At 65.1% G+C, this 25,978-nt stretch carries 25 protein-coding genes; 12 read left to right on the top strand and 13 right to left on the bottom strand.

The window, feature by feature from the left end; all coding sequences use genetic code 11:
* Positions 1–110: 110 nt before the first annotated feature.
* Both ACEWFR_RS04285 and ACEWFR_RS04280 read right to left on the bottom strand, forming a co-directional pair.
* Positions 111–1,460, bottom strand: coding sequence for a HEAT repeat domain-containing protein (locus ACEWFR_RS04285; protein ID WP_374059862.1), 1,350 nt, complete (start codon positions 1,458–1,460; stop codon positions 111–113).
* Between the two features lie 66 nt (positions 1,461–1,526).
* Complete coding sequence (locus tag ACEWFR_RS04280; RefSeq protein ID WP_098724055.1) at positions 1,527–2,252, bottom strand: protein sorting system archaetidylserine synthase; 726 nt, start codon at positions 2,250–2,252, stop codon at positions 1,527–1,529.
* 109 nt (positions 2,253–2,361) lie between these two features.
* Between ACEWFR_RS04280 and ACEWFR_RS04275 the strand changes: the two genes are divergently transcribed.
* From ACEWFR_RS04275 to ACEWFR_RS04265, 3 genes are all read left to right on the top strand, one after another.
* On the top strand, positions 2,362–2,796 hold the full coding sequence (locus ACEWFR_RS04275; protein WP_374059861.1) for a plastocyanin/azurin family copper-binding protein: 435 nt from the start codon (positions 2,362–2,364) through the stop codon (positions 2,794–2,796).
* 73 nt (positions 2,797–2,869) lie between these two features.
* On the top strand, positions 2,870–3,175 hold the full coding sequence (locus ACEWFR_RS04270; protein ID WP_374059860.1) for a putative quinol monooxygenase: 306 nt from the start codon (positions 2,870–2,872) through the stop codon (positions 3,173–3,175).
* A 240-nt stretch (positions 3,176–3,415) separates the two neighbouring features.
* Positions 3,416–4,543, top strand: a complete 1,128-nt coding sequence (locus tag ACEWFR_RS04265) for a sensor histidine kinase (protein WP_374059859.1) — start codon at positions 3,416–3,418, stop codon at positions 4,541–4,543.
* 207 nt (positions 4,544–4,750) lie between these two features.
* Here ACEWFR_RS04265 and ACEWFR_RS04260 read toward each other — a convergent pair whose 3' ends face one another.
* The 6 genes from ACEWFR_RS04260 to ACEWFR_RS04235 all read right to left on the bottom strand — a co-directional run bounded on the left by ACEWFR_RS04260 (position 4,751) and on the right by ACEWFR_RS04235 (position 11,847).
* Positions 4,751–5,392 carry a 30S ribosomal protein S3ae gene (locus ACEWFR_RS04260; protein ID WP_374059858.1) on the bottom strand — a complete coding sequence of 214 codons (642 nt, stop codon included), beginning with the start codon at positions 5,390–5,392 and terminating at the stop codon, positions 4,751–4,753.
* Entirely contained in the window at positions 5,389–5,775 is a 387-nt protein-coding gene (locus tag ACEWFR_RS04255; protein ID WP_098724049.1) for a KEOPS complex subunit Pcc1, read from the bottom strand. The genes ACEWFR_RS04260 and ACEWFR_RS04255 overlap by 4 nt, the downstream gene beginning before the upstream one ends.
* Positions 5,772–7,040: an exonuclease gene (locus ACEWFR_RS04250; protein WP_374059857.1), complete on the bottom strand. Its 1,269-nt coding sequence runs from the start codon at positions 7,038–7,040 to the stop codon at positions 5,772–5,774. The genes ACEWFR_RS04255 and ACEWFR_RS04250 overlap by 4 nt, the downstream gene beginning before the upstream one ends.
* 5 nt (positions 7,041–7,045) lie before the next feature.
* Positions 7,046–7,522, bottom strand: a complete 477-nt coding sequence (locus ACEWFR_RS04245; RefSeq protein ID WP_374059856.1) for a 30S ribosomal protein S15 — start codon at positions 7,520–7,522, stop codon at positions 7,046–7,048.
* Positions 7,523–7,795: 273 nt separating this feature from the next.
* Complete coding sequence (locus tag ACEWFR_RS04240) at positions 7,796–9,910, bottom strand: type II secretion system F family protein (protein ID WP_374059855.1); 2,115 nt, start codon at positions 9,908–9,910, stop codon at positions 7,796–7,798.
* The gene (locus ACEWFR_RS04235) at positions 9,907–11,847 is read right to left on the bottom strand and encodes a type II/IV secretion system ATPase subunit (RefSeq protein ID WP_374059854.1); all 1,941 of its coding nucleotides are present in this window, start codon (positions 11,845–11,847) and stop codon (positions 9,907–9,909) included. The genes ACEWFR_RS04240 and ACEWFR_RS04235 overlap by 4 nt, the downstream gene beginning before the upstream one ends.
* A gap of 223 nt (positions 11,848–12,070) precedes the next feature.
* On the opposite strand from ACEWFR_RS04235, the gene ACEWFR_RS04230 reads away from it, so the two are divergent.
* The 4 genes from ACEWFR_RS04230 to ACEWFR_RS04215 all read left to right on the top strand — a co-directional run bounded on the left by ACEWFR_RS04230 (position 12,071) and on the right by ACEWFR_RS04215 (position 16,582).
* Positions 12,071–12,538: a DUF5793 family protein gene (locus ACEWFR_RS04230; protein ID WP_098724044.1), complete on the top strand. Its 468-nt coding sequence runs from the start codon at positions 12,071–12,073 to the stop codon at positions 12,536–12,538.
* A gap of 222 nt (positions 12,539–12,760) precedes the next feature.
* On the top strand, positions 12,761–13,405 hold the full coding sequence (locus tag ACEWFR_RS04225) for a DUF998 domain-containing protein (RefSeq protein ID WP_374059853.1): 645 nt from the start codon (positions 12,761–12,763) through the stop codon (positions 13,403–13,405).
* A 69-nt stretch (positions 13,406–13,474) separates the two neighbouring features.
* On the top strand, positions 13,475–13,753 hold the full coding sequence (locus ACEWFR_RS04220; RefSeq protein ID WP_098724042.1) for a UPF0058 family protein: 279 nt from the start codon (positions 13,475–13,477) through the stop codon (positions 13,751–13,753).
* Between the two features lie 57 nt (positions 13,754–13,810).
* The gene (locus tag ACEWFR_RS04215) at positions 13,811–16,582 is read left to right on the top strand and encodes a transcriptional regulator (RefSeq protein WP_374059852.1); all 2,772 of its coding nucleotides are present in this window, start codon (positions 13,811–13,813) and stop codon (positions 16,580–16,582) included.
* Positions 16,583–16,830: 248 nt separating this feature from the next.
* On the opposite strand, the gene ACEWFR_RS04210 is transcribed toward ACEWFR_RS04215, so the two are convergent.
* Positions 16,831–17,136: a hypothetical protein gene (locus ACEWFR_RS04210; RefSeq protein ID WP_098724040.1), complete on the bottom strand. Its 306-nt coding sequence runs from the start codon at positions 17,134–17,136 to the stop codon at positions 16,831–16,833.
* Positions 17,137–17,464: 328 nt separating this feature from the next.
* On the opposite strand from ACEWFR_RS04210, the gene ACEWFR_RS04205 reads away from it, so the two are divergent.
* The 3 genes from ACEWFR_RS04205 to ACEWFR_RS04195 all read left to right on the top strand — a co-directional run bounded on the left by ACEWFR_RS04205 (position 17,465) and on the right by ACEWFR_RS04195 (position 19,918).
* The gene (locus tag ACEWFR_RS04205) at positions 17,465–18,880 is read left to right on the top strand and encodes an adenylosuccinate synthase (protein ID WP_374059851.1); all 1,416 of its coding nucleotides are present in this window, start codon (positions 17,465–17,467) and stop codon (positions 18,878–18,880) included.
* Between the two features lie 237 nt (positions 18,881–19,117).
* Positions 19,118–19,312: a methytransferase partner Trm112 gene (locus ACEWFR_RS04200; protein ID WP_098724038.1), complete on the top strand. Its 195-nt coding sequence runs from the start codon at positions 19,118–19,120 to the stop codon at positions 19,310–19,312.
* 15 nt (positions 19,313–19,327) lie between these two features.
* Positions 19,328–19,918, top strand: a complete 591-nt coding sequence (locus ACEWFR_RS04195; protein WP_374059850.1) for a hypothetical protein — start codon at positions 19,328–19,330, stop codon at positions 19,916–19,918.
* 148 nt (positions 19,919–20,066) lie between these two features.
* Here ACEWFR_RS04195 and ACEWFR_RS04190 read toward each other — a convergent pair whose 3' ends face one another.
* The 3 genes from ACEWFR_RS04190 to ACEWFR_RS04180 all read right to left on the bottom strand — a co-directional run bounded on the left by ACEWFR_RS04190 (position 20,067) and on the right by ACEWFR_RS04180 (position 22,626).
* On the bottom strand, positions 20,067–21,203 hold the full coding sequence (locus tag ACEWFR_RS04190) for a DR2241 family protein (RefSeq protein WP_374059849.1): 1,137 nt from the start codon (positions 21,201–21,203) through the stop codon (positions 20,067–20,069).
* Between the two features lie 4 nt (positions 21,204–21,207).
* Positions 21,208–22,125: a CbiX/SirB N-terminal domain-containing protein gene (locus ACEWFR_RS04185; protein ID WP_374059848.1), complete on the bottom strand. Its 918-nt coding sequence runs from the start codon at positions 22,123–22,125 to the stop codon at positions 21,208–21,210.
* A 156-nt stretch (positions 22,126–22,281) separates the two neighbouring features.
* A complete protein-coding gene (locus ACEWFR_RS04180; RefSeq protein WP_374059847.1) occupies positions 22,282–22,626 on the bottom strand; it encodes a BsuPI-related putative proteinase inhibitor in 345 nt (114 codons plus the stop codon).
* A 126-nt stretch (positions 22,627–22,752) separates the two neighbouring features.
* On the opposite strand from ACEWFR_RS04180, the gene ACEWFR_RS04175 reads away from it, so the two are divergent.
* Together ACEWFR_RS04175 and ACEWFR_RS04170 are read left to right on the top strand one after the other, a co-directional pair.
* Complete coding sequence (locus ACEWFR_RS04175; RefSeq protein ID WP_374059846.1) at positions 22,753–23,511, top strand: DUF2797 domain-containing protein; 759 nt, start codon at positions 22,753–22,755, stop codon at positions 23,509–23,511.
* A gap of 73 nt (positions 23,512–23,584) precedes the next feature.
* The gene (locus ACEWFR_RS04170) at positions 23,585–23,989 is read left to right on the top strand and encodes a hypothetical protein (protein ID WP_374059845.1); all 405 of its coding nucleotides are present in this window, start codon (positions 23,585–23,587) and stop codon (positions 23,987–23,989) included.
* 88 nt (positions 23,990–24,077) lie between these two features.
* Here ACEWFR_RS04170 and ACEWFR_RS04165 read toward each other — a convergent pair whose 3' ends face one another.
* A complete protein-coding gene (locus ACEWFR_RS04165) occupies positions 24,078–25,856 on the bottom strand; it encodes an ABC transporter substrate-binding protein (RefSeq protein WP_374059844.1) in 1,779 nt (592 codons plus the stop codon).
* Between the last annotated feature and the right edge of the window lie 122 nt (positions 25,857–25,978).

Genomic DNA, 25,978 nt, shown 5'->3' with positions numbered 1-25,978 from the left:
TAAATCCGTCCGTAGTGCCGGGGTGCCGAGATTCAGTACTGGTCGTATTGTCCTCCCTGCTATCGGACGATCGAAGCGAAGCAAAAGACGGCTCTCCGAAATTTCGATCGTCAGGCCGCTGGCTCGAGGTCCACGCTCTCGGCTTCGGCCTGCACGAGGTAGGCGCGGTCGTCGTCGTAGTCGGCGACGATCTCGAGGGCGTCTTGGGTGCCGATGCGGTTGAGCGCCCACGCGGCGCTGGCCCGGACGCGATCGGAGTCATCGTCCGCGAGCACGTCCGCGAGCGGCTCGATGGCGCGGGTGTCACCGATCAGTCCCAGCGCGCGGGCGGCCCAGCTCCGGACGTCCGCCTCGTCGGCGACGAGCTGTTGAGCGATCGGTTCGACCGCGTCCGCGGCACCGATTTCGCCGAGGGCGCGGAACGCAGGCTGCTGGAGGTTCGGGTTGGAGTCGACGTAATCGACCAGCGTCTCGACGATCTCCTCGTCGTCGACGCCGATCTTCCCGAGGACGGCCATCGCGGCCTGATCGCGGCGGTTGGCCTTCTGGAGCATCGGGTCGATGGCCTCCTCGGGCCCCATCCGCTCGAGGGCCTCCATGCAGTGTTCTTCCATGAAGTCGGAGTCGAACGACTCGAGGGCGAGCAGGATCTGCTCGACGTTTCCCTGCTTCTCGTGGACCTTGAGCGCGTGCCACTCCGGCGGGAAGTCCTTGACGTGATCGAGCACGTCGTAGTAGCCCTCGCGGCGGAGCTGCTCGCGGATCTCGAGATCGGTCCACTCGGTCGCGTCGTCGATATCGCTCTGTAGATCGTCGGTCGCCTCGAGCAGGCCGGCGATCGTCTCGGCGTCGTCGTCGGCGTCGAGCGCGGCGTCTTCGACGGCCTCACTCGCGTCGTCGAGGGTCGCGTCGAGCTGCTCGGGCACCGTCTCGCCCCGATTGACCAGCGTGACCGAACTCTCGAGTAGCCCGTTCAATTCGTCGAGGAAGCCGTCGACTGCCTCAATCAGTTCGGCCTTGCCTTCCTCCGTCCAGCGGGTTCCCGTGATCGTTCCGCTGGCATCGTTGATCTCGCTCACGACGTCGTCCCCGTAGGGGCCCCGCTGGTCCTCGAGGTCGGACTCGAGGTCCGAGAGATCGCTCTCGATCTCGTCGTACTCCTGTTGTACCTCTTCTTCCGGCGCGGGTTCTTCGTCTTCGTCCGCCTCGTCCTCGTCGATTTCGGGCGGCTCCGGCACCTCGATGCTCTCGAGTTCGGTCCGGAACGACTCGAGGTCCGCCTCGACCACGTCGAGGTCGTCCTCGGTCTCGGCCGCCTCGAGGGTCGAATCGAGTCCCTCGAGATCAGCGGCCAGTGCCTCGAGTCGTCCGCGGATCTCCTCGAGGTCGGCGGGCTGCTCGTCGTCGCCCGGTTCGTCCTCGACGGCCCCGCCGTCACCGTTCGCCTCGTCCTCGCTCATCGTCCCACCTCGAGGCGACGCCGACGCGTGACAGTGTACATATCCTACGGTCGTGTCAGCACGGCCCTAAGCGTTTCCATGCACGTCGACCTCGCCGGTTCGCTCGGCGTCGCCCCAGTACAGCCAGGGGCTGAGCACCATGTACGCCAGCCCGAGTGTCAGGAGGGCGTACGGAAAGGTCCGACCGACGAAATCGGGAACGAGGATCGCGAGGGCGTGGATGACGCCCATGATAGCAGCGTCTCGAGCCAGCAGGTCGGGGTACTGGATCCGCGAGACCATCAGATAACAGAACGCGCCGGTGATCGCGAGCACGAGCCACGGCTGGGTCTCGCCAGCGAGGATCGCTGCACCGAGGATTGTCGCGGCCAGCGTCGTCTGAACCCCTTCCGTGTAGCTACCGGAGATGTCGTAAGCGGTGTACATTCCGAGTCGGGTGACGGCCATCGCGACGAACAGCGCACAGACCGTCGTCACGAGCAGGAGTTCGGGGGCGACCGCGCTGAAATCGATCTCGAGGCCCTCGGTGACGACGACGAAAGAGAGAACGGCGGGTGCGACGGCAAAGGAGGCAACGTCGGCGAGCGAATCGAGGTACGGGCCGGCGTCCGTGCCGCCATAGCGGCGTGCGAGGATACCGTCGAGGCCGTCCGCGATTGCCGCCAGGAGGATCAGCCGGGCTGCCAGATCGATGTCGACGACCGCGACGACGACCGCGACGAACCCCAGTGCGGCGTTGGCGATCGTCACCGCGTCGGCGACGCCGAGCCGACCGACGAACCGGGGGAGCATATGCCCGGAATCGACGGGGAGCTACCTTACGTGTTTTCGTTTCCAGAGCGTTCCCACATTCGAGGATTGAACCGGGGCGGTTATACCGCAACTCTCCTAACGATTGCGTATGCACCGGCGTGCCTATCTCGCTGCCGTCGGAACCGCCGCCTCGACCGGCCTCGCGGGCTGTTCGTCCGCGCTCAGCGTCCTCGAGGACGACCCCTGTACCGGCGACGACTGCCACATCGGGATGAACCGCACCGAGTTTCTCCCAGTAGAGTACGAGGTGTCCGTCGGCGACACGGTAATCTGGAAAAACACGAGCGAGGCCGACCACACCGTCACGGCCTACGAAACGCTCATTCCGGACGACGCCGAGTATTTCGCGTCCGGCGGCTACGAGAGTCAGGCGGCCGCATACGACGCCTGGGACGACCGCGGCGGCCGACTCGGGACGCGAGAGACGTTCGAGCACACCTTCGAGATCCCTGGCACGTACGAATACTTCTGCATTCCCCACGAAGGGGCCGAAATGACGGGCGAAATCGTCGTTTCGGAGTGACGGCCGCCAAGGGCCGCCGGCTCGAGCCTCGCGGACTACTTTTATCCCCTTCCGGTCGAACTATTCCGTTGGAATGATCGTTATTCACGCGAGTTTCCCGATCGACCCTGACCGGCGCGACGACGCGCTCGAATTGATCAAGGAACTCGTCATCGAGTCACAGCGAGAAGACGGGATAATCGACTACCGGGCGACCACGGACGTTTCCGATCCGAACCTCGTCCGCTTTTTCGAACAGTATGAAGACGAGGCGGCGTTCGGCGCACACTCCCAATCAGACCACTTCCAGGAGTTCTCCGCGGCGTTACCGGAACTGCTCGCCGGTGAGCCTACGGTGACCCGATTCGACGTGGAGTCGGCCGAAGAACTCGAGCTTTGAGAGGAACTCGAAGTCGGACAGCAGTGGCTGGAAACGGGCACGGTGATCGGAACGCGTCCGCTCGTTCTGGATCGGCCGTTACACGATCGCCACGGTACCGGTTGGCCTCACACTCACGCTCGGCCGAGAGTCGCGTTCCCGATTTTCGAGCGGTCGATCGCCTCGAGCAATCGGTCTCCGGTCGAGAACCGGTCGCAAACCGGCCGTCTCATTTATGATATTCCGGCAGAATGTGTTCGTGTGAGTAACGGTTCTCAATCGGAACGCGCCGAGCAGTTTCGTGCTCTCCACGAAACCACGCGCGAGATGATGGCAGGTGAGACGCGGGAGGCGGTCGCGGATATCGCTATCTGTGCGGCGTCGGATATTCTCGGGTTCAGTGCGAACGCGATTCATTTCTATGAGGACGAGCGCGGTCTCGTCCCGGTCGCTGCGACCGACAGGACGCGCGAAATCATCGGGGACGTGCCCGTGTTCGCCGAGGGGGAGAGTATCGCGTGGCGCGTCTATCGGACCGGGGAGGCGGCGATCGTCGAAGACGTCCACGCAGATCCCGACGTTTACAACCCGCAGACGCCGATTCGAAGTGAAATCCACCTCCCGCTCGGCACGCACGGAACTTTCATCGCGGGCTCTGAAACCCCGAGCGAGTTCGACGCGGCCGAACTCTCGCTGGGACAGGTGTTCGCCGCAAATATCGAATCGGCGCTCGAGCAAATCGAACGCAAGCAGGAACTGCTACGACAGAACGAGCGTCTCGAGGAGTTCGCCGGCGTCGTGTCACACGATCTCCGAAATCCGTTGACGCTCGCGCAGGGGTATCTCACCCTCGCGCGCCAGGAGGGGCTGCCGGAACAGTTCGACCGGATCGAAGAGGCTCATGATCGGATGGAACGAATCATCGACGACGTGCTCTATCTCGCTCGGGAAGGGGACGCTATCGGGGAGACTGAAGCGGTTTCCCTTTCCGCGGCGATCGATGCGGCGTGGACCATCGCGAGCGACGAGTCCGTGCCCGCGAATCTCGTGATAGCGGACGATATCTGTGCGGTGAACGCGGATTACGGCCGTCTCTGTCAACTGCTCGAAAATATCTTCCGGAACGCGATCGACCACGCTGGCCCGGACGTGACAGTGACAGTGGAACGGACCGAGTCGGGGTTCGCAGTCGCGGACGACGGCCCCGGAATTCCCGCCGCGGAGCGTGACCGGGCGTTCGAACGCGGCTACTCGACGCGAGAAGCGGGTACCGGATACGGTCTCCACATCGTCGCCGAAATCGTCGCGGCTCACGGCTGGGACGTTCGAGTGACCGAGAGCGACGCGGGCGGAGCACGGTTCGAAATCTCTGACACCGATTTAGCCTAACGCACCTCGATACGCGCGGTTAGATCCTCCGCAGCAACTACTTTCGGAGCGACTGCGACGCTCTCGAGTTCGCCATCGGTGGTCCGTCTCGATGCGCCCCGCGATCGCTGCGGCTCTCGGTCGCCGTGAGCGGTGCGGGGTCACTCCGAATCCTCGAGCGGATAAAAACGGCGTGTCAGCGAGAACCGATCGATTTCGCCGTCGAAATCAGTCGTCCGCAGCGACGTCTTCGTCGTCGACGTCGACCGCGGTCGCTTCCTCTTCGGCGACTTCCTCGGGGTGTGCCTCGAGGGTAGCCTTCTGGATCTCGACGCGGCGAAGCGGGTAGATTGTCTTGGATTCGCCGTAGATCGCGGAGGAGAGATGTCCCTCGACGACGCTGTCGATGATCTCCTCGAAGGAGCGTTCCTCGGCGGCGTCCTCGATCATCGCGACCATCTGCTCACGGATGGCCTTCTCCTGGCTCGCGTCGGCCTTTTTCGTCGTGAAGGCGACGGGCTGGATCTGGACGCGGTAGTCGTCCGTCGTGAGGACGGTGACGTAGGCCTCAATCTTCGAGGCACCGCGGCGGACGAGCGAGCGCAGGTAGTCCCGCGTCAGGGAGTGTTCGACGAACTCCGTGTACGCGCTGTCGCTCCCCACGTCGGTGATCTTGAAGGTGAGCTTCGTGTTGTTCTCGCTGGCGTTGTTGTTGAGGTCGCCGAGCGTCGTTTCGATGGTTCGGTCGTAGACCTTTTCCGGTTCGTCAGCGGGGGTTTCGCCGAGTTCCTGGCGGTCGAACTGCTCGGGTGCCAGGACGGTGTACCACCGCTTCTCCTGTTTCGCACGTGAAACTGATCGTTCACTCATTGTGTTGTATCGTGTGTTGAGTCGCTACCGCGTTCGGACACAGGTCCCGTGTCCGTCGGTTCCGCGTGCTGTACTGTCCGTGCCTGCAACATCACGTCGATCGCGACCTCGAGGTTGACGACGTAGTCGTCGACCGTCGATCGGAGGCCGCTCGTCGTCTCGCGGTCGATCCGCGTGACGATCGTGCCCGCCGTCCCGTCGGTCGCGTCCGCTGGCGTCTCGTCGCCTGCGGCGTCTGCCGTCGTCTCGTCGTCATCCGCGTCTGTCGTCTCACCGTCGCGCTCGACGGTCGTCGACATCTCGTCGGTGTTGTCCGGGCTGAGCGCCCGCGCGATGAGGGCCGCGTCCTCGTGATCCGTCCTGATCGTCGCGCGTCGACTCATCGGAACTCCCTCACTGCCGCGATGATCGCCGATTCGTCCACGTCCGGGTCGTATCGAAGGTAGCCGCGTCGGTGGCCGACGTCGTACTCGACGGCAGTGCCGGCGTCGGCAGCCGTCTCCGAGTCCGCGTCGGTCGCGCCGGTCTCGAGTTCGCGAGCGACGCCCTCGACGGTCGCACCGAGGGGGTCGGCGTCGCGGGTCGCGATGGCCGCCTCGCCGTTTCCGTCATCGGACTGCGTCCGATTGCTCGAGGGACCGTGTCCCTCGTTGACGGCGAGAACGGCCGACTCCGGCGACCGGTAGGCCGCCGCAATCTGCGCGACCGCTTCGACGGGACCGTCGTCGATCCCGACGACGAACAGGCCGTCGTAGCGTCCGGTCGAGGCGTCCGCGAGTGCAGCGTGAGCGCGGCGTCCGTGCTCGCGCCAGGCATCGAGTGCCGCCTCGCGGACGTCGTGTCCCATCGCGAGCGCCGTTCCCGTGCCCGGTTCGGTTCGGGCCAGGGCCTCGAGCACGTCGGCGAAGCCGCCGAGCGTCGCAAAGGGGCCGTCGGGCGTGGCGAACGGCCGTAGCGTGCGTCCGATCGACGACGCGGCGGCGTCGGCCGCCCCGTCAGAACCGACGACGTCGAGTGCAACCAGCGAGCCGATCGCACGGTGATCGTCCGCATCGAAGTTGGCGGGGTCGCCATCGGTGGCGTCCGCGAGCGCTTCGCGCGTTGCGTCGGGATCGCCCGACCACGGTGCGTGGAGGCGTGTCGAGTACGCGAGTCCGTCGACCGGATCGGCGGTCGGCACCGCGACGCCCGGTCGCTGTTCGACGAGGCCGCGTTCGTGCGCGGCCTCGAGGAGCCACTCGCTCTCGCCGGCACCGGGTTCGCTCCCGCCGGCGACGACGCCGGCGAGTGCGAGCACCGGATCCGGCGTCGCACCCATCCCGCGGACGAGATCGACGGCTTCCAGCGTCGCCGGTCGACTCGCGGCCGCGAGCCGGATGAAATCGTCCGTTTCGGCCGCGTTGGCGGCGCCGACGAGGATCGTGGCGTCGTCCTCGCCGCTCGAGGCCGGGACGCGCTCGGATCGCTCCGCGATCGTTTGGCCGACGGTCACCTGGTACGGCGTCTCGCGCTCGGCGAGGGCGCTCGCGAGGAGGCCGCTCGCAGCGAGTGCGTCGCCGTCGGCGCGGGCGATCAGGCGGACGAAGCCGGCGCTCTCGAGTGCGCTCGTGGCGGACGCCGGCTCGGCGGATCGACCCTCGGTGGACATGCGGTTTATTCGTCCTCGAGCTCGAGCAGCTCGGTCGCGACCTCGTAGGAGTACTGGAAGTCGGGCTCGATTTCGTCGCCGCGGTAGTACTTGACCAGGCGGCGAACCTTCGCTTCGGTGTTCTGCAGGGCGCGCTTGTTCTGGAAGTCCTGCTGGTTCTCACGGACGTGCTCGCGCAGGCGCACGGCACGGATCATGAGGTTCCGGAGATCTTCGGGGAACTCCGATTTCGCGTCGTTCTCCTCGAGGATCTCGGTAATCTTCTTCCCGGTCGCCAACTTGACGTCCGGGACGGGCGTGCCGGTGACGCCTTCGTCACGCAGCTTCATCCCGATCTGACTGGGATCGTGGCCCTGTTCTGCCAGTTCGACGACTCGGGCTTCGATATCGTCCGAGTCGACGTCGCTCCACTCCGGCGGTTCGTCTGCCGACGGCTTGTCCGAACCGGACGAGCCGCGACGGCGGGTGTGCATTCGTGCCATTGGTTGAGGATAGGAATCGCACTGACCGCGAGTGTCGTCTGTCGAGCGACAGTCACTGCTCCCGCGTCGGGAGTTGCGCTGTCCGACAGTACGTGGCTCTCGCCGTGCACTTCCGCAATCCCAAGCCACCCGAAAGAGGGGGTGACGCAGTCGGATTTGCGGCCGTGCGCTTCCCACTACCGCTTCCGTCGTCGGGGACTAAAGCGTTTCTACATCGACACCACAGTCGTCGGGCGGATGGGGAGTCCGCCGCGGCTGCCGCGGGGCTGCCGGTCAGAGCAAAATCGCGAAGACCAGCACGGAGAGCCCGATCATGGCGGCGGCGTGTTTCGTGCCCGCTCCGACATCCCCGGTGCTCAACTGGCCGGCGATTAACCCCGAGAACGTCCCCTGAACGAGGGTCGCGTGGTAGAAGAGCATGGCGTAGGCGTCGGCACTGACCTGAGAGAACCCACCCAGTCCGCTGATTCCGGAGCCGGACGCGGCGGGCAGCTCCGCACCGCCGGTCGGGAGGTTCGGGATTAGATACCCGGCGAGCACGGCGATGATGAACAGGAAGACCAGAAACGAGACGTAGACGACCACCATGTACTCGACCATCGCCTGCTTGCGCTCGCGCTCGAGACGTCGATCCGCCGCCGCTTGCCGCGCGGCGATTCGGAGGGTGGTCTCGAGGTTGCCGCTGGCCTTCATCGACTCGGTGAGCAGGGTGACGACCCGGGAGATCGAACGGGTGCCGACGCGCCCCTCGAATCGGCCGAGCGCCGTCTGGAGATCGGCACCCCACTGGATGTCGTTCCAGATCCGGTCGAGTTCGGGACCGAGCGGCCCGAGATCGGACCCTCGAACGCGGCCGATCGACGCGACGATCGACAGGCCGGCCTCGTTGACGCTGGCGAGTCGATCGAGCAGATCCGGAACCGCGCCTTCGATCGCCGCGAGCCGGCGACGGTGGAGTTCGTAGGCGATCGCGAAGATGGTCAGGACTCCGAAAGCCCCGACGGCGATGGTGTCGTCGACCGCAGTCGCGTCGAACCCGCCCTCGAGCGCCGTCGGAAGCTGACCGACCAGTGCTCCGAGCACGATCGGGACGGTAATCGCGAGCGTGAGCGTCGGCCGCTCGACGAGCGTTCGAATCGGGTGGCCGAACCGATCGCGGACCCCGGCCAGCAGGCGGTAGTACCGCACCCGTTCGACGTTCGGGTGCGGAATCGGGGTCGGTCCGGGGGCGGCGCCCTCGTCCGGTCCAGTCCCGCCGTCGGCCCGTCGTTCGACGCCGGACGGGACCGCGTCGACTGACGTGGTGTCGACGGCGGGTGATTCCCCGGCGACCTCGCTGCTGGGGTCGAGCTTGTCGGTCACCGTGCTCAGATACACCATGAACCCGACGTTCGCCAGGGGCAAGACGAGGTAGACGAACAGCCGTAACTGTCCGAACGTGTCGTCGCCAGCGATCCCCATGACGACGAGAATGGTGATCAGAAAGAGCGGCCCCGCGACCAGCACCGTGACATAGGCTTCGGCCAGCGTCCCGAGCAGATCGAGAGCGCTCTCCTGCTGGGATTCGGCGTCCTCGCGGTAGTCCTGATACTGTCGCTCGAGGAACGGCGAGAGTCCCTGCCCGCTCTGGAGGACGCTGACGAGGTTCTCGGTGAACTCGCGGAACTGCGGGCTGGGCGAGCGCCGCCCCATCGTCTGGAGGGCGGTGATGACGTCGGTGCCGAACGTGTCCATGCTCCGGAGCGCAACCGAAAACTCCGCGGCGGCCTCGCCGTAGGTGTCTTGCTGATCGGCGACGACGCGGACGACCACCGGGAACGCCATGCCGCTCCGCGAGAGCGCGTAGATAAAAGCGACCAGCGCGGGTAACCCTGCCTCGATCCGTCGGGCGCGGGCATCAGCGACGTACCCCGGATACCACCACCGGAACCAGTAGGCGGCGTAGCCGGCCACGGCCCCGAGCGTGAGCGCGGAACCACAGAAGAGGACCACGAGTTCGACCAGCGACAGGGACGGGAGCCCGCCCATGGCCGCGAGGAACCCGAGCGGGTCCGGGAGCGCCGCCCGAAGCGTGTCGGGATCGATCGAGAGGAGAACGAGGAGGCCCCAGATCGCGTAGATTCCGAGAATCGAGCCGGCGACGGCGGCGATGGCGGCGTACAGTAGCGTCTTCGACCCGTAATCGCGGCCGGTCGTCGGAACCCGTGCGGCTCGTAACGCCGCTTGCCTGTCCGGGCGCTCGCCGCGGACCGAATCGACAGTGCTCCCGAAGAGCCGGATCGCGATCCGACTCAGGGCTCGATCGACGCGGTCGGCGTATCTGGCGATCACGACCAGTGCACAGAGCATCACCGCGAACGCCAGCGGACCGACGGTGACGAGCCTCATCCGTCTCGAGCGTCGTCGGTCTCAGTTCGGGCCGATTCGTTGACGCTTCCCGGATCGAGGCGGGTGGGAGCGCTCTCGTCGTCACCGGTCGGATTATCGACGGTCTCGTCCGCAGCATCGTCAGCCCGGTTCGTCGCATCGTTCACGTCGTCCGCAGCAACAGCCATCTGGCCCGCAGCAATGTCTACATCGTCCACGTCGTCCGCAGCAACGTCTACAGCGTCCGCAGTCTCGTCCGCGATCGTCTCGAGGATCCGATCTGGGTCGCTGTAGTACTCGTTGACGAGCGCAGTAAAGCGCTGATAGTCGTCGATACCGTTGGCCTGTAGGTACTCGAGGAACCGCTTTCGGTTCGCGAGTTCGGTCAGTAGCTCCTGTTGGCTCCAGCCGCGTTCGTCCCGGATCTCCGAGAGGAGCTTGCTGCCGGCGCTCCGAAAGCTGTCGGTCTCGCTGTTCCACGTGTAGGCCATCGAGTAATCGAGTTCGCCAGTTCGCTGGTCGACGCCTTCGATTTCCGCGAGAACTTTGTTCCGGCGCACGCGCTGATCGCCCGTGCGTGTCAGCGTCTGCACCGCGAGCACGTCGAGGCTCTGGACCATCGACCGGGGAACGTTGATCGGCTCGTTCTCGAGCCGGTTGATGGCCGTCTGCACCGAATCGGCGTGCATCGTCGAGTACGTCGTGTGGCCGGTGTTCATCGCCTGAAAGAGCGTCATCGCTTCCTCGCCACGGACCTCGCCGACGACGATGTACTCGGGGCGGTGTCTGAGCGCGGATCGCAACAGGTCGTACATCGTCACGTCGGTTCCCTCGTGAACTCGCTCGCGCGTGATCGAGGAGAGCCAGTTGTCGTGAGACAGCTGGAGTTCGCGGGTGTCCTCGATCGTCACCACCTTCGATCGAGGCGGGATGAACATCGAGATGGCGTTCATGCTGGTCGTCTTCCCCGATGCGGTGCCGCCTGCGAAGAGCAGGCTCTTGTTGTGTTCGATCGCGAGCCAGAGGTAGGCCAACTGTTCGATGTCGAACGTGCCGTACTCGAGCAGATCGATCGGCGTGAACGGTTCGTCAGCGTACTTCCGGATCGTAAAGGCCGAGCCACGCGGCGTCACCTCCTCGCCCAGCGCGAGTTCGGCCCGGGAGCCGTCGGGCAGGGTCGTCTCGACCATCGGGTCGCCAATGGAGATGTGTCGGCCGGAGTGTTGGGCCAGTCGGACGACGAACCGATCGAGCGCGGACTTCTCGAAGGAGACGTTCGTCGCGATGTCGGTATACTCGTCGTGGTAGACGAAGAGGGGCAACTCGTAGCCGTCACAGGAGACATCCTCGACGTGCGGATCGTGCATGATCGGGTCGAGCCGGCCGTACCCCCGGAAGTCCCGGTGTATGAAATAAAACAGGCGGTAGAACGTCGCCGTGTCGATCTCCGCCCCGTAGCGCTCCAGAAATTCTTGGATCGTCTCCCGGAGCAGCGACTCGACGTCGTCGCCTTCGTTCTCGCGGTACAACAGCGGATCGCGGACGTCTTCGAGCAGCGTCTCGAGCAGGACCGCCTCCGCATCGCGGAGCGTCGGTTCGACGGTCCGGTACCGGTGTTCGCTGGCGTCGTGGTCGTAGCCGATCGAGACGAACGAGAACGGCGCGTCGACCCAGTAGCGGTCGATCTCCTCGAGCCCCTGGGGGCCGTCGAACGTGACCAGCGGACCGTGACTGCCTGGCTCGTAGGCGCCAATATCGACGGTTGACCCCCGGAGGGTCTCGACGACCCGTCGGAGCGTGCGCCGAGCGGCGTCGATCGTCGACTCGAGTCGGTCGCCGGCGGCTACATCCGAACCGTCGGTGTCAGTAGCCGCGGAATCATCGGACAGGCGGGTGTCGGCGTTGCTCTCGCCGTCGGTTCTCGCTCCGCCCGAGCCGTTGTGATCTGAGGAGTCCATCGATCGCGGGTTTCGTGACACGTCCGGACGCGACTGCCATAAAGGAGACGGCCGACCGACGTGTAGATTGCCCGCTTCGAGTCAGTGTGATGAATCACCGTGCTCACGATACCGTGGCGAATTGTCAACCACTATCGATGAATTGCGCTTCGAATTACGGCCGCTTACATAATTTGCCGTGCGTTACGTTCATACCGTGGGAGTCCGAAGCAACGGGTACGGAATGAGGCGCGAGCACTTCACGTTAGATGTCACTCATATTGACTGGGTCGAGACCGGCGGCGAACCCAAAAAGCCCGTGGTATCGATCGATTTCACCGGCCCGGCGACGATGCTTCGCGAGCGCCTGACCGGTCCCGGCGGCGACGTTCTCGAGGCGAGCGAAACGGACGTTGCCCTCCGATTACAGGGGCCGCTGGCTGACGACACTGCGGGGGTAGTGAGCGTCACTAATCGCATTACCGGCGAGTTCATTCTCGAACTCAACGAGGACGCCGCCGACGTCCTCCAGTTCATTCAGGCCGCGCGCGGGTACGGCGATGCCGCTGACGACGAGGGCCGGTACGCGGTCGAGATCACGCTCGATGGTGACTCGTTCGTCGACTACGAGAAACGAACGTTTCTCGTCTACGACGACGAGGGGAGCCTGCTCCGGCAACACAGTCTCATCCCCAGCGGCGTCGAACTCTGAGCGTCGAGTCAGGACTCCTCCCCCCCCTTTCGTCTTCCAGCGGCCCTCGCCTGTCTGTTCGAATCTGTCGTTCGAGACCCGTTTCTGTAGGCCGTCCCCGAATCGGTTTGACACGGCTGCTTTCATCTACACGATCGCTTTCGATTGCACAACCGTTTGCTCTCACCAGAATCATCGATCCGAATAGTCACGTTGATTGATGTTCACATGCGAGTCAGGGCTATGGCTACCAGGAGACGGATCGCGACGTACTGTGGGTTCGCCGGGCCGATCGTCTCACTGGGAGCGATCATGCTCGCCACGATCGTTGCACCGCCCGAGACGTTCACGTGGCACGGACGGGCGCTTTCCGATATGGGTCGATACGGCGCGCCGACGTTTCTCCTGTTCAACGGTGGACTGATCGTCGGCGGGCTGCTCGGTTTCCCCTTCGCGTGGCGGCTGTGGCTCGAGAGTCGAAACAGCCTCGAGCGCGTCGGCGTCGCGCTACTCGCGGTCGCCGTCATCGGGATGATCGGCGTCGGGATCTTCTTCCTCGAACATACGACCCTCTACCTCGAGACGAGTTTGCACGGCCTCGCGGCACTGACCGTGTTCGGCGTGGCCCCGTTTGCGGGGTGGATATACGGTACCGGTGCGGCGCTGGCCGGCGATGGCCGTCTCGCGGTCGCCTCGTTCTGGCTCGGAATCGTCCATCCGGTTGCGTGGCTGGGCTGGCTGGTGTCCCTCGGCGGCGCAATCGATACCGGGACGTGGTTCGCGGTCCCAGAGTTCGTCGCTGCCCTCGCGTTCGGCGGCTGGATCCTCTCGCTGGCACTCACCGTCTATCGTCGGGCTGACAGCGAACCGGACGTATCTGCCCACTGAGCGCTTCCGGTCGTTAGTGCGACCGTCGGCCACACAACGCTTAAATCGAAACCGTTCTTACACGTGGGTATGCATAAAGACGAACTCCTCGAGCTTCACGAAGAACTCGTCGTCATCATGGAGTACTTCTCGGAGCGCGAGGAGGTCGACGAGACGCTGTTCGACCACTACCGACAGCTCGATGTCGACCCCTCGCACGTCCACAAGTCAAAGAGTGAACACAAACACGCGGTCTTCGTCCTCGGCAACGCGCTCGCGAGCGCCATGAGCGAAGACGAGTTCTCGAGCGCCGGTCGGATCGGCAAGCGGATGAAGGAACTCGCCGAGGACGCAGAATCGAAGATATAGAAAATAGCGCGGTTGTCTAGGCGAAACGTATTTGGTGTGGTTCCCGCTTGTTGACGTATGGACTCGCGCACGCAAGAGCGCGTCGAGGAGTGGGACTCCCGCCCATTCAACGGCGGTTTCGACGGTCTCTCCGATCTCGCTGATGGTGATTTCTCCGGTGCAGTATCGGCGACGGGCACGTGGCTCTTTATGCTCAACGGCCGCATCGTCGGCGTCATCGATGGCGACATTGCGGACTTCGAGACTGCCTCGGGCACTCGGTACGAGGCCCCCCACCCGTCGCTCCCCTTACTCTGTACGATGGAAGAACGGGGCGGCGAGCCGCGGGCGAAATACTATACGAACGAGACACCGCTTCGCGAGGTCGACGGCACGCTGCAAAGCGGTTCGTTCACCGGCTACATCGAACTGAGTGAGAACGTACTCAGCGGCGACTACTACGCCGTCTACTACGGCGGTCGCCGCATGGCCGCGGCCTACATCGGCAACGCCGAACGGCTGCACACCGGGGACGATGCCTTCGAGCGAGCGGCCGACGAGGTCGGCATCTACGCAGTCACCGACGTTGAGATCGATGTCGTCGACGTTCCGGAGACGGCCGACGCCGACACCGGCTCGAGGTCGGAGACGGATCCGACAACGGACGCCGAGACGGTTGACCCACCCGTCGACGCGGGCGCTGCCGACCTGTCCCCGGCTCCCGATTCGGCGTCCGATCCGACCACTGACTCAGCTACTGACTCACCGACTCCGTCGATCGACCCGATCGACGTCTCGGACACTGACCCAGTCGCCACCGACGACGCGGCCGGGAGCGACGCGATCGAAGATGCTGCCGACGACGAGCCGACGCTGTCCTCGGAGATCGACCTGACGGGGGAGGCGACTGGTATCACGACGACCGACGAAAGCGAAACGGAGTCGGAGTCGGCCACTGCGGGCATTACCGATTCGGGGCTGTCCGTCGATCTCGATCCGGCCTCTGATCCGGACGAGACCGCTGCGGACAACGAACGCTCCCCAGCAGAGCAGGACACGCGCGCGGAGACCGAGTCGACAGCGTACGCGGATCCCGACACCGGATCCACTGGATCGATCGGCTCCAAATCGGAGTCGGAGTCGACACCGGCGGAGTCGGGAGTCGAAGGGTCGTCGGCCGAGGAGGGTACCGCGCCCGATCCGACGGACGCGGACAGCACTGAGAGCGAGCCGTCGACGACCACGGAGACGACTACAGCGTCCACCGAGACAGTCGTAGAACCGACCGAAACTGTGGATTCCGCTGAGGTCGACGGCGCCGACACCGATGATCCACGACCGACATCGGACGACGGGTCCGCTTCGAGTCCCGACCTCGCGGAGGTCGAGGCGGCGGCCGAGGAACTCGATCAGAATGATATTTCCTGGGTCGATGAGGACGACGCGGACGAGGACCGTGGGGCGGACGAGGACGAGACATCGGCAATGGAGTCGTCCGACGCCGACCCCGCAACCGCGGGCGAGGAGGCGAGCGCGGAGGACGGCCTCGAGGAACAGTTCGAACGGGAAGAAGAGTGGCGCGAGACGCGACGCATTCCCTCGATCGATCCGGAGAACAGCGAGGCGGTTTCCGACTCGAGTGCGGGCGGACGCGAGGCGAAACTGGATCGATCGTCGCCGGACCCATCCTCGTCGGAGCAGTCGTCGAACCCGGCCGACACGAGTACGGCCGACGCCCCGTCGAACGACGATCGAGCGGGCTCGAAGGACTCGGCGGCCGAGACGTCGGAGACGTCGCCCGCAGCCGCGTCCGGGTCGCGAACGGGACGATCCCAGGACCCAGAGTCGGCGCGTTCACGGAGTGAGGCCGCCGACGCGACCGACCCGAGCGACGAACGGGTCGTGGCCCTCACCGAGAAGGTTGAGACGCTACAGGAGCACCGCGACGCGCTCGTCGCGAAAGCCGACGAACTCGAGGCCGAACGCGACCGGCTGCAGTCGAAAAACGAGGATCTCTCCGGGACCGTCGAGCGGCTCCAGGCGCGGATCGAGGAACTCGAGACGGAACTGCAACGCGCCCGCCAGCGCGAGGTCAGCGAGACGGAAACCGGAGCGAGCGCGGGCACCCAGCTCTCGGCCCAGCAGGCGCTCTCGGGGACGAACCTCTTCGTTCGGTACGGGTCGAAGAGTCAGCCGACCCTCGAGACAGCTCACAGCGGCAACGCGGATCGCAGCGAGGTCGCGTCGAACCTCCGACTGGAACACCACACCGGGTTCGATTCGACCGACGCCGCCGTCGACGGGACGCCCTACGAGGAGTTCCTCGAGTCGACGATGGAGTACCGGTTCGTCGACTGGGTCACCGAGATGCTGCTCTACGAGATCCGCGACACCGGCAACGCGGATGGACTGGGCGACCTCTACGACGCGATTCCGCGGATCGACCGGGCCGAACTCGGCGCGACCATCTCGCTCGCGGACGACGAGACCGAGGACGTGCCCGATCAGGTCACCTTCGATGTCGTCGCCTACGACAAAATGGGGAATCCGCTCGTGCTGGTCACGCTCAACGACTCGCGGGAGCCGGCGACGCAGGAACTCCTCGGCGAACTCGAGGAAGCCGCGTCCGCAGTGAAGGCGAACTATCCGGATCTGGCGGCCGCGATCGCCGTCACCTCGAGTTACTTCGAACCCGGCGCGCTCGAGGTGGCCGAGCAGGCCACGAGCGGGGGCTTCCTCAGCCGGGGCTCGAAACTGAGTTACGTCAACCTCTCACGGAAGAACGGCTACCACCTCTGTCTGGTCGAGTCCCGTTCCGAAGGGTTCCACATGAACGTCCCCGAGCTGTAGGTCGTCGCCGTCGAATCCGGTCCGGTTTTGTCGTCGATAGCAGTTCTCACCATCGTACCGACGGTGCCTACTACTGATCCACCAAATCGGCCGCGGTGGCTCTCTCGGCGCAGCGACGCTCTGAGAGGGACAGGTGCGCTATAGTGGCCGCTGTCCGACAAAAAACGGCGGGAAGAAGTGTAGTTCGTCGGCGACGCACCGGCTGGTGGCTGCGGGGTCGGGCGACGGCGTCCGAACCGGACGCGAGACTAGCCTTCGATCTCTGCGACGTCTTCGATCTTCATGCCGTCGAGCTTCTCGACGATTTCGTCGAGTTTGCCGTCGAGTTCGTCGACGAACTCGACGGTGCGCTCGGTCTTGATCGCTCCCTGACTCGAGGGCTCGATCAGGTTCTCCTCCTCGAGGACTCGAAGCGAGTAGCGGACCTTGTGGTGGGGGTATCCCGTCTCGTTCGACATCTTGACGATCCCGATCGGTTCGTTCTCGATAACCATCTTCAGGACCTGCAGATGACGTTCCAACATATCGACTTCCTTCTCAAGTCGGTCTATCATGGCATTTGTTAACTTGTCTTTGGGCCTTTTAAAAGTTCCCCTCGAGAACCGGAACGTCCACTCTCAACTAGGTGTTTGTTCCTGTGAGTAGTTAACGCTTCCGGTGACGCCAGCACGTCGGAGGTGCCCGCGAGCGAGTCACCCGAATCGGTTGTTCCGGTACCCGAAGTGGTTGTCGGTCCGGTCGGGCCTCGAGTCACAGACCCGAGACCGGCAGGGAAGCGCGTTTGCGCGGACGCTGTCGCTCGGGTGGGGGACTCGCGGCCCTCGGTAGAGTCACCCGCATACCGTAATCTGTTTATCGGCCCGGCAAGAACCCGCCGCTGTTATGACCGTCACTATCGTCGGGTCGCAACTCGGCGACGAAGGCAAAGGTGGGGTCGTCGACCTCTATGGCGACGCCGCCGACGTCGTCGCCCGGTATCAGGGCGGCGACAACGCTGGCCACACCGTCGTTCACGACGGAACGAAGTACAAACTGTCGCTCGTGCCGTCGGGGGCCGTTCGAGGGAAGATCGGTGTCCTCGGCAACGGCTGCGTCGTCAACCCCGAGACGTTGTTCGACGAGATCGACACGCTGCGAGAGCGCGGCCTCGAGCCAGACGTTCGGGTCGCCGAGCGCGCCCACGTTATCCTCCCGTATCACCGCGCGCTCGACGGCATCGAGGAAGCGGAGAAGGAGGATCTCGCCGCTGGGACGACCAAACGCGGAATCGGCCCAACCTACGAGGACAAGGCCGGCCGCCGCGGCGTCCGCGTCGGCGACCTGCTTGACCCCGACGTGCTCCGCGAGCGCCTCGAGTACGTCGTCCCCCAGAAGAAAGCCCTCGCGGAGGAGGTCTTCGACAAGGAGACCGGCGAGGAGTTCGACATCGACCATCTCTATGAGACTTACCGGGAGTACGGCGAGCGCCTCGCCGAGGAGAACATGACCGTCGACTGCGGGACCTTCCTGCAAGAGCGGATCGACGCCGGCGAGAACGTCATGCTCGAGGGCGCGCAGGGAACCTCTCTCGACATCGACCACGGGGTCTACCCCTACGTCACCTCCTCGAACCCGACCGCAGGCGGCGCGACCGTCGGCACCGGCCTCGGCCCGACCGTCGTCGGCGACGGCGAGGTCATCGGCATCGTCAAGGCGTATCTCTCTCGAGTCGGGACCGGCCCGCTGCCGACCGAACTCGGCGGTGTCGAGGGCCAGACGCCCGACTACGAAAGCGATGCGGGCACGACCGCGGACGAGGAGGAACTCGCGACCTACATCCGCGACGAAGGTGGGGAGTACGGCACCGTCACCGGCCGCCCGCGCCGCGTCGGCTGGCTCGACATGCCGATGCTTCGCCACGCGGCTCGCGCGAACGGATTCACTGGACTGGCAGTCAATCACATCGACGTGCTCGCGGGCCTCGAGACGGTCGAGGTCGGCCACAGCTACGAGTTCGACACCGCCGAGCAAAGTTCGGCGAGCAATCAGAACTCGGGGAGTTCTGATGACGGTGAAGAAATCTTCACGATGCCGCCGACGACCGAACAGTGGGGGCGCTGTGAAGCCACGTTCAAATCGTTCGACGGCTGGCCCGAAGTCGACTGGGCCGCAGTCGCCGACGACGGCTACGAGGCCATCCCCGAGAACGCGCGGACCTACCTCGAGTACATCGCCGACGAACTCGACACGCCGGTCTACGCCGTCGGCGTCGGTCCCGGCCGCGAGGAGACCATCGTCGTCGAGAACCCGTACGAGTAGCGCGGCGGTCGGTTTCTTCTCTAGTAGCCACTGAAACGATTCACACTGATTGCATCGCTGTCATGCGATCAGGTGTGCAGTGAGTTTCAGTGACTGCGCTATCACCGTCAGTTCCGTGCTCGAACTGCGAGCAGAACGCTCGATTCGTCACCACTGCACCCACCACCACCCAGTCGCCCGTCCGCTCGCGAGCGACGTTCCCGAAACCTTTTGCTGGAGGCGACGAGCCTACGTAGTATGAAGGAGTCGTTGCTGGACATTCTCTGCTGTCCGCTCGATAAACACGACCTGGAACTCGAAGATGCCGAGTACGACGACGAGGAAGTCATCGCCGGTACCCTCGTCTGTTCCGAGTGCGGCGAGGAGTATCCCATCGAGGACGGCATTCCGAACCTGCTGCCGCCGGACATGCGCGAGGAAACGCCGGCCTGACCGGCCAGATCTACCGTGCCACCAACCGAGGTCACCGTCCACGTCAACCGCGGGTCCGCCGACGCGCTCGAGCCGTCGAGCACGTCGCTCGAGACCGACGACTCGTTTCTCCTCTTGCTGTCGGGTCACGAGTCGCCCGCGCACGTCCACTGCCGCCTCGCAGGTGACCTCGAACGGATCGCATCGCTCGAGGAGACGAACTACTTCGTCGAACCGGACGGCGTCACAACCGTTCCGATCGCCGTCAACGCCGACGTGATTGAACGTCCCGTCGACGGCCACCTCGAGGTACTGACGGGCTACGGCTCCGAGTCGATCTCGATTGCCGTCACCGTCGTCCCCGGCCCGCCGGATGTCGATGTCGACGAGTCCCTCGCCGAACCCGCCCGCTCGGAGCCCGAGCCGACGACGCTCGAGCGCGCGGTCGACCGGGTCACCGATGTCGCCGGGCTCGAGCCGGGAACACTGGCGGTGCTGGCACTCGGACTCGTCTCGGTCGGGATCGCCGCGCTGACGGCGGCATCGATCGGTAGTCCGGTCGTCACGGCGGGGCTCGCGATCGTCGTCGTCGGGTTTGCGGTCGCGTTGTTTCTGTTGATTCAGTAGACCGTTGCGTATCGTCGGTGTGGATTGTCGGTACAAATCCCCAGTACGAACCAGCCGACGGCTCGAAATTCGAGTTCCAGCGGGTCGCGGCCTCGAGTCCGAACCGCGAGCCGCGAGGCAGAATTCGAGTTACGACTCGGCGTCCGATTCAGTCGTCTACTTTCGTCGCCTCGAGCCCCTCCTCACCGAATCGCTTGGCTCGGAGGTACCGCGCCCGGTAGCGGTTCGCACCGTCGTTGACGTCGGCTTCGCGGATCTCGTCGACCCGCCCCTCAGCGACCGCGTCGACCAACTCCTCGAGTTGATTCAGTTCGCTGGTCGTCAACTCGAGCTCGTAGGTTCGTTCTTCCTCGGACTCGAGGATGGCCCACTTGCGAGCGGCCGCGATCACGAGCGAGCAGGGCTCGCGGCATGGGAAGGGGCCGTCGCCGCCATCGGCGTCGAGCTCGTCGCCGTCCTCGTACTCCCACTCCCGCCGACGGAGACACTGAGAGTCGACGCAGCAGGCCTCGGTCATCCACTCGACGGCCTCGCGGGGGAGTTCGTCGATCACGTCGTAGATCCCGGTCTGTCGCTCGGCGGTCTCGAGCCAGTGGTCGACGTCGAGGGCTCCCTGTCGTTCTCGATGCCAGTTGGCGATCGTTGCCGGATAGAAGAACCCGACCGCGTCGACGAGGTCGTCGCCCGAGAGACCGGTAAAGGCCCAGCCGGCGGGGAGCGTCGGGGCGGTCTTCAGCGGCCGATAGCGGCCGTCATCGTCGTGCGTCGCGATCTCCCGCGCGGCTCGCGGCTCGTCGTAGACCTCGAGGTCGGCGAGATCGCTGTCGGCATCGTCGACGTGCCACAGGTCGTAGACGCGCTCGCCGTCGGGATCGTCGATATCGACGAAGCGGGCGGTGATAGACAGCTGGCCCCACTCGCGGTCGATACCGTCGCGCAGCGCGTCATACCGTTCGGGGACGGCGAGTGGCGCGTCGACCGTGGCTTTCGCATCCGCTTGGTCCTCGGCGTCCGCGAGCGGCGCTCGTTCGCACCATCGGAGGAAGGCGCGTCGCGCGGTCCCCTCCCCGCCGACCGTCTCCTGCCAGTAGCGCCAGTTCGTGACGTACTCGTCGCTGGACTCGAGGGCGCGCCCCAACGCAGCCTCGTCGAGGCCGGGCCACCGGTTCTCGCCCGCCTCGAGGTTGTACCCGTCGTCCGTCTCGTCGATTCGGAGGCCGTCCAACGCGACGCCCGACGACGCGCGGTCGAGCAGCGCCTCGAGATCGTCCGCTGCCACTGTCACGCGTCTAATCCCCCGCGCCCGCTCCGGCGTTCGGTTCGGGTCCGGAATCGGCCTCGGTCCCTGCGACCGACGCGGCGAGTTTGCGGACCGCCTCGCGCGCGTCCCCGATATCGGCTCCGGCGTCGGCCGCCCGCTCGAGGAGGACGTCGGCCAGCAGATCCTCGGTGCCGACGGCGCCGGTGTACCAGATCTGGTGGCCGTCGACCTCGGCCGGCACGTCCCACCCGAGTCGATAGTCCTCGGTCAGCCCCATATCTTCGGGAATATCTTCCTGCGTGTGGTAGCCGTCGGCGATGAAGAGGGGCACGACGACGATGTCGTCGCTCTCGAAGTAGTCCGTGACGTCGTCGACCTCCGGATCCTCGTCCATGAACAGCGCCTTTACCTCGTCAAAGCGGTCTCGCTCGGCGATTCGGTCGCTGTGGTATTTGATAGCCTTTGCGGAGTTCTCGTTGCGGTCGGTACCGTGGCCGACGACCGAGAGGCCAAAGCCCTCCCCGACGTCCGGATTCTCGGTCGCGGTTTCGGCCCGCTGGACGATCACGTCCGTCATCGCATCGTGCGTGCCGACCGGCCCGCAGTAGTGGATCGTCTTGCCGACGTCCTCGGCCTCGAGCGTGGCCTGCGATGCGCTGGTGCCGTCCGACTCCCACCTGTCGGGATCCCACTCCTCGAGGCGCAGTTCCCGCGGGATAACCTGTTCCGTGAAGTAGCCTTCACTGATAAAGAGCGGGACGACGAACACCTCGTCGGACTCGAGGGTGCGGATCACCTCGCGGAAGTGGGGTTCTTCCTTCCAGAACGCCTCGCGGACCTCGTCGAACGCGCCCGTCTCGCGGATCGTATCCGCGTGGGCGTAGGTCGGGTCCGAGGCGTCCGGATTCAGATGCGATCCGTGTGCCGCGATGACCAGCGCTTGCATGGCCGGCGCTTAGTATGGAGACGGTATAGGGACTTCGCTGCCGGTCCTCGTCGCCGGGTCCGATGACGGCGATGGAACTGTTTCGACCCCATAAACGACGGATCTCACGACGACATCGAACCGGTGAGCGTCACGACGGCACCGAAACTGCGACTCTCACGGCGGTACCGACACATCAGTTCGCGCCTCGCAGGTCTCGTCGGTCGCTCGCAGCTCCGCAATCGCGGTGTACACTCCCGGCTGGGGGTCGGTCCACTCCGCCTCGTAGGTCACCGACTCGCCGGGGGCGAGGGTGTCCGAGCTGAGCACCTGCGCGAACGCTCGCCCGTCGGTGAATCGCCAGACTTCCTCCCCATCCACGGCGAGCACGAACTCCGCCGTACACGCGTCCATAAACTCGAGTTCGACCGTCTCGTCGCCCGCGTTGGCGACGGTAAACACGAACAACACGGCGTCACCCGCGTCGCCACCGGCCGTCTCGAGCGTTCCCTCGAGGCTCATGGCTCGATAGTAGGAACCGTCGCGGATAGGTCTTCCTCGGCGGCCGCCGAACGATCGGTCTGCACGTTCGAGATGCTGAATCCGGAGAGCGCTACGCCTATTTGCGCCCGGTCCCAACCCGAACCCGTGCAACTGGTCGGCTACCGCTCGAGCGGGAACGGCTCGTCGCTGCTGGTGAGCGACGCCGCTGGGGAGGTCGACCACCGACCGCTCGAGACCGGCGAGGAACTCGCGTACTCGCTCGGAGAGCGCCACTGTGCCGGCACCATCGACGAAGACGGCGCGCACGTCGCCTGTGATCGGCCGTCGGCCCCCTACTGCGAGTACCACACGAGCACGTGGGTCTGTGCCCGCTGTACCGGCACCTGCCTGAAAGACGAAATGGACTGTTACGAGGCGCACGCGGTCTACATCGCGGCCTTCGCCCCCGACACGTTCAAGGTCGGCGTCACCAAACGCCGGCGGCTCGAGACCCGACTGCGCGAGCAGGGGGCCGACCGCGCAGCCCACGTCCACACGGTCTCGAACGGCCGGATCGCCCGCGAGATCGAGGCCGAAATCGCCGAGCGACTGGTCGACCGCGTGCGAACGGGGCCGAAAGTCGCTGCGCTCGCGGCAGCCGTCGACGAGGCCGCGTGGGAGTCCGCCCTCGCGGAGTTCGACGTCCTCGAGCGGTTCGATTTCGACTACGGGATCGACCTCGAGGCACGGCCGGTTCCCGAGACGATCGCCTCGGGAACCGTCGTCGGCGTGAAAGGCCGGTTGGTCGCGCTCGCGAACGGCGGGACGACCTACGCCGTAGATATGCGCGATCTCGTGGGGTACGACCTCGCGGAGGGCCCGTCGAATCGCGATCTACAATCGTCGCTGGGATCGTTCGGGTAGGGATCACGTTCGGGCCGGCGTGCTCATCAGAGACATGGCAACCCTTTTCCCCGCCGCTCCAGAATCGGTTGGTATGACGGACGAAAACGATTCTCCCGACGGAGAAGACGCAGGCGAGAATAGCGAGGAGAAATCATTCCGCGAGCGAGTCGAGGAGATCCGCGAAAAGCGCGCCGAAGAGGGCGACGGCGAGGGAGAGGCTCCCGAGAGCCCGTTCGGCGGCGGTGGCGGTCCGGGTGGCCCCGGCGGTATGGGCGGCGGCAACCCGTTCGCCCAGATGATGGGCGGCATGATGGGCGGCGGTGGCGGCCCCGGTGCCGGCCCGGGCGGTCCGGGCGCAGGTCCCGGCGGTCCCGGTGCCGGTGGACAGGACGAGAGCAACGAAGAACTCGTGCGTGAGGTCCGACAGATGCGCGACGAACTGCGCGATCAGACGCGCGCACTCAAGCGCATCGCCGACGCGCTCGAGGATCGATAACGCCCACTGTCTCGTTTTCGCCGCTTCTTCACAGATGAGTGACGCGAGAAGCGCGTCCTCTGCGCTCACTGACGGGAACACGACGCGATTACTGTCTGACGCGGAGTCGATCCTGCTCGTCGTATCGGAAGCCAGCGTCTTCGAACGCCAGTTGTACCGCGTTGGCGTTCACCTCCCCGTCGGCCCCCAGGAACGGCGTTTCGGGGTCGCTCCCGTCCCACTCGAGGCTCTCGGGAACCCACTCGTCGATGACCGGCGTTGCCACGGGTCGCGCGTTTCCGTGGAACACCTCTTCGACTAGCCACTCCTTGTCGACCAACTGTGCGAGGACGCGCCGGAACCGCGGATTGCTGAACGGTGCGTTCCGCGCGTTGAAGCCGAGGAAGTAGAACGTCCACGACGGCGACTCGACCAACCGGCTACTGTCGGATCTGCTGACGCCGTCGATAACGTTCGTCTCGAGTGCCGACAGCGTGACGTCGGCGTCGTCGTTCTCGACGGCCTGAACCGCCGTCTTACTGCTCGGGGCGATTCCGACCGAGAACTCGTCGACGGTCGGTGCCGGTAGATCGACGCCGCGGTCGAGCGTGAAGTGGGAATCGAACCGCTCGAACGTGAGCTGTTCGCCTTCGGTTCGGTCCGCAAGTCGGAACGGGCCGCTTCCGACCGGTTCCGTATTGTCCGTGACGACCGCCCTCGTGGTCCCCTGAGCGATGCTGACAGCGCCTGGGCCCCTGGCGTCGGCTGCCCGGTCGCGCCAGACGTGTTCGGGAAGTATCGGAACGAGAAGGGCGCGTTCGCCGACCGCTCGATTCGTCTCGACCGTAATCTCGACGCGATTGCGGCGCCGAGCGTCGACCGCCTCGACGGATTCGATCTGGCCGCGAAAGCGGGGGGCTGGAGAGTCGATATCCCCGTCACCGAGGGACATGTCTTTGAGAAACTCGTACGTGAATTCGATGTCGCTGGCGGTTATCGACGTGCCGTCGTGAAACTCGCAGCCGTCTCGCAGTCGGATATCGATCGTCGCCCCGTCCCACTCCCACGATTTTGCGAGCCACGGGTGGACGGTGCCAGTGGGATCGTCCGTCGCCAGCGAGTCGTAAAGCAACTCGGTAATCGTTCCGCGACCGCGATAGTCGACCGCGAGCGGATTGAGGTTTTCCGTCGGTCTTGCATCCGTGTGGGTAGCGCGAAGCGTCTCGACGCCCGCCGACGGCTCGAGACCGAGATAGCCACGACGGGTCGCGAGGTGGTTTTCGCTCCAGCCGGTGAATCGATCCGTTCTGACGGCCCGGTGTTCCTCGGGGATGCAGATCGGAACGAACGGCTGTTCGACCGCGATCGCCTCGAGCGCGCTCGTGACAGCGTCGCGTCGTTCATCGCCCTCGGCGCGGCGTTGCTTCTCGAGGAGGTCGTCGACGGCCAGGTTGGTGTAGCCGAATGGGTTCTGCCAGCCCGATTCGTCGGCATAGCGCGAGTACAACGCCTGGTAGAGGTAGTCGGGATCGGTTCCGCCGGGGTGGCGACCGATACAGATGTCAAAGTCGTGGTTGTACAGCACCGTCCGGTGGAAGTCGATGCCCGATCGGACGTCCAAGGAGACGTCGATTCCGGCGGCTGTGAACGCCTGTTCCAGTTCGTTCGCGATCCTGATGGACGCCCGATCGTTTTCGGCGGGGAGGGTGATGATCGTCAGCGAGAGCTGGTCGATGTTGTCTCGAGTTACGAGATTCCGGAGGCGTTGCAGACAGCCGCTGGTCGAGACCGTCAGACCGGCGGTCGCAGCGAGTGCGGCTCGACGGCTGATGGATGTGCCGTCAGTGTCGCGACTACTGCGTTTCGGGACGCCACGTCGTCCGTTCATTATGGTCGTCTCTCATCATTACCCGCCGCGCTATAACAGTATTATGTTCCCTGTGGATATGAGTCGTCGGTGACGGCACTCGACTCGAGCGTATCGGCTGTGGGAACCCCATCGACGCAGTC

Origin of the sequence: Natrinema sp. H-ect4 (assembly GCF_041894845.1) — an archaeon.
Taxonomy (GTDB): Archaea; Halobacteriota; Halobacteria; order Halobacteriales; family Natrialbaceae; genus Natrinema.
This window is presented reverse-complemented; position numbering and strand designations above follow the sequence as displayed.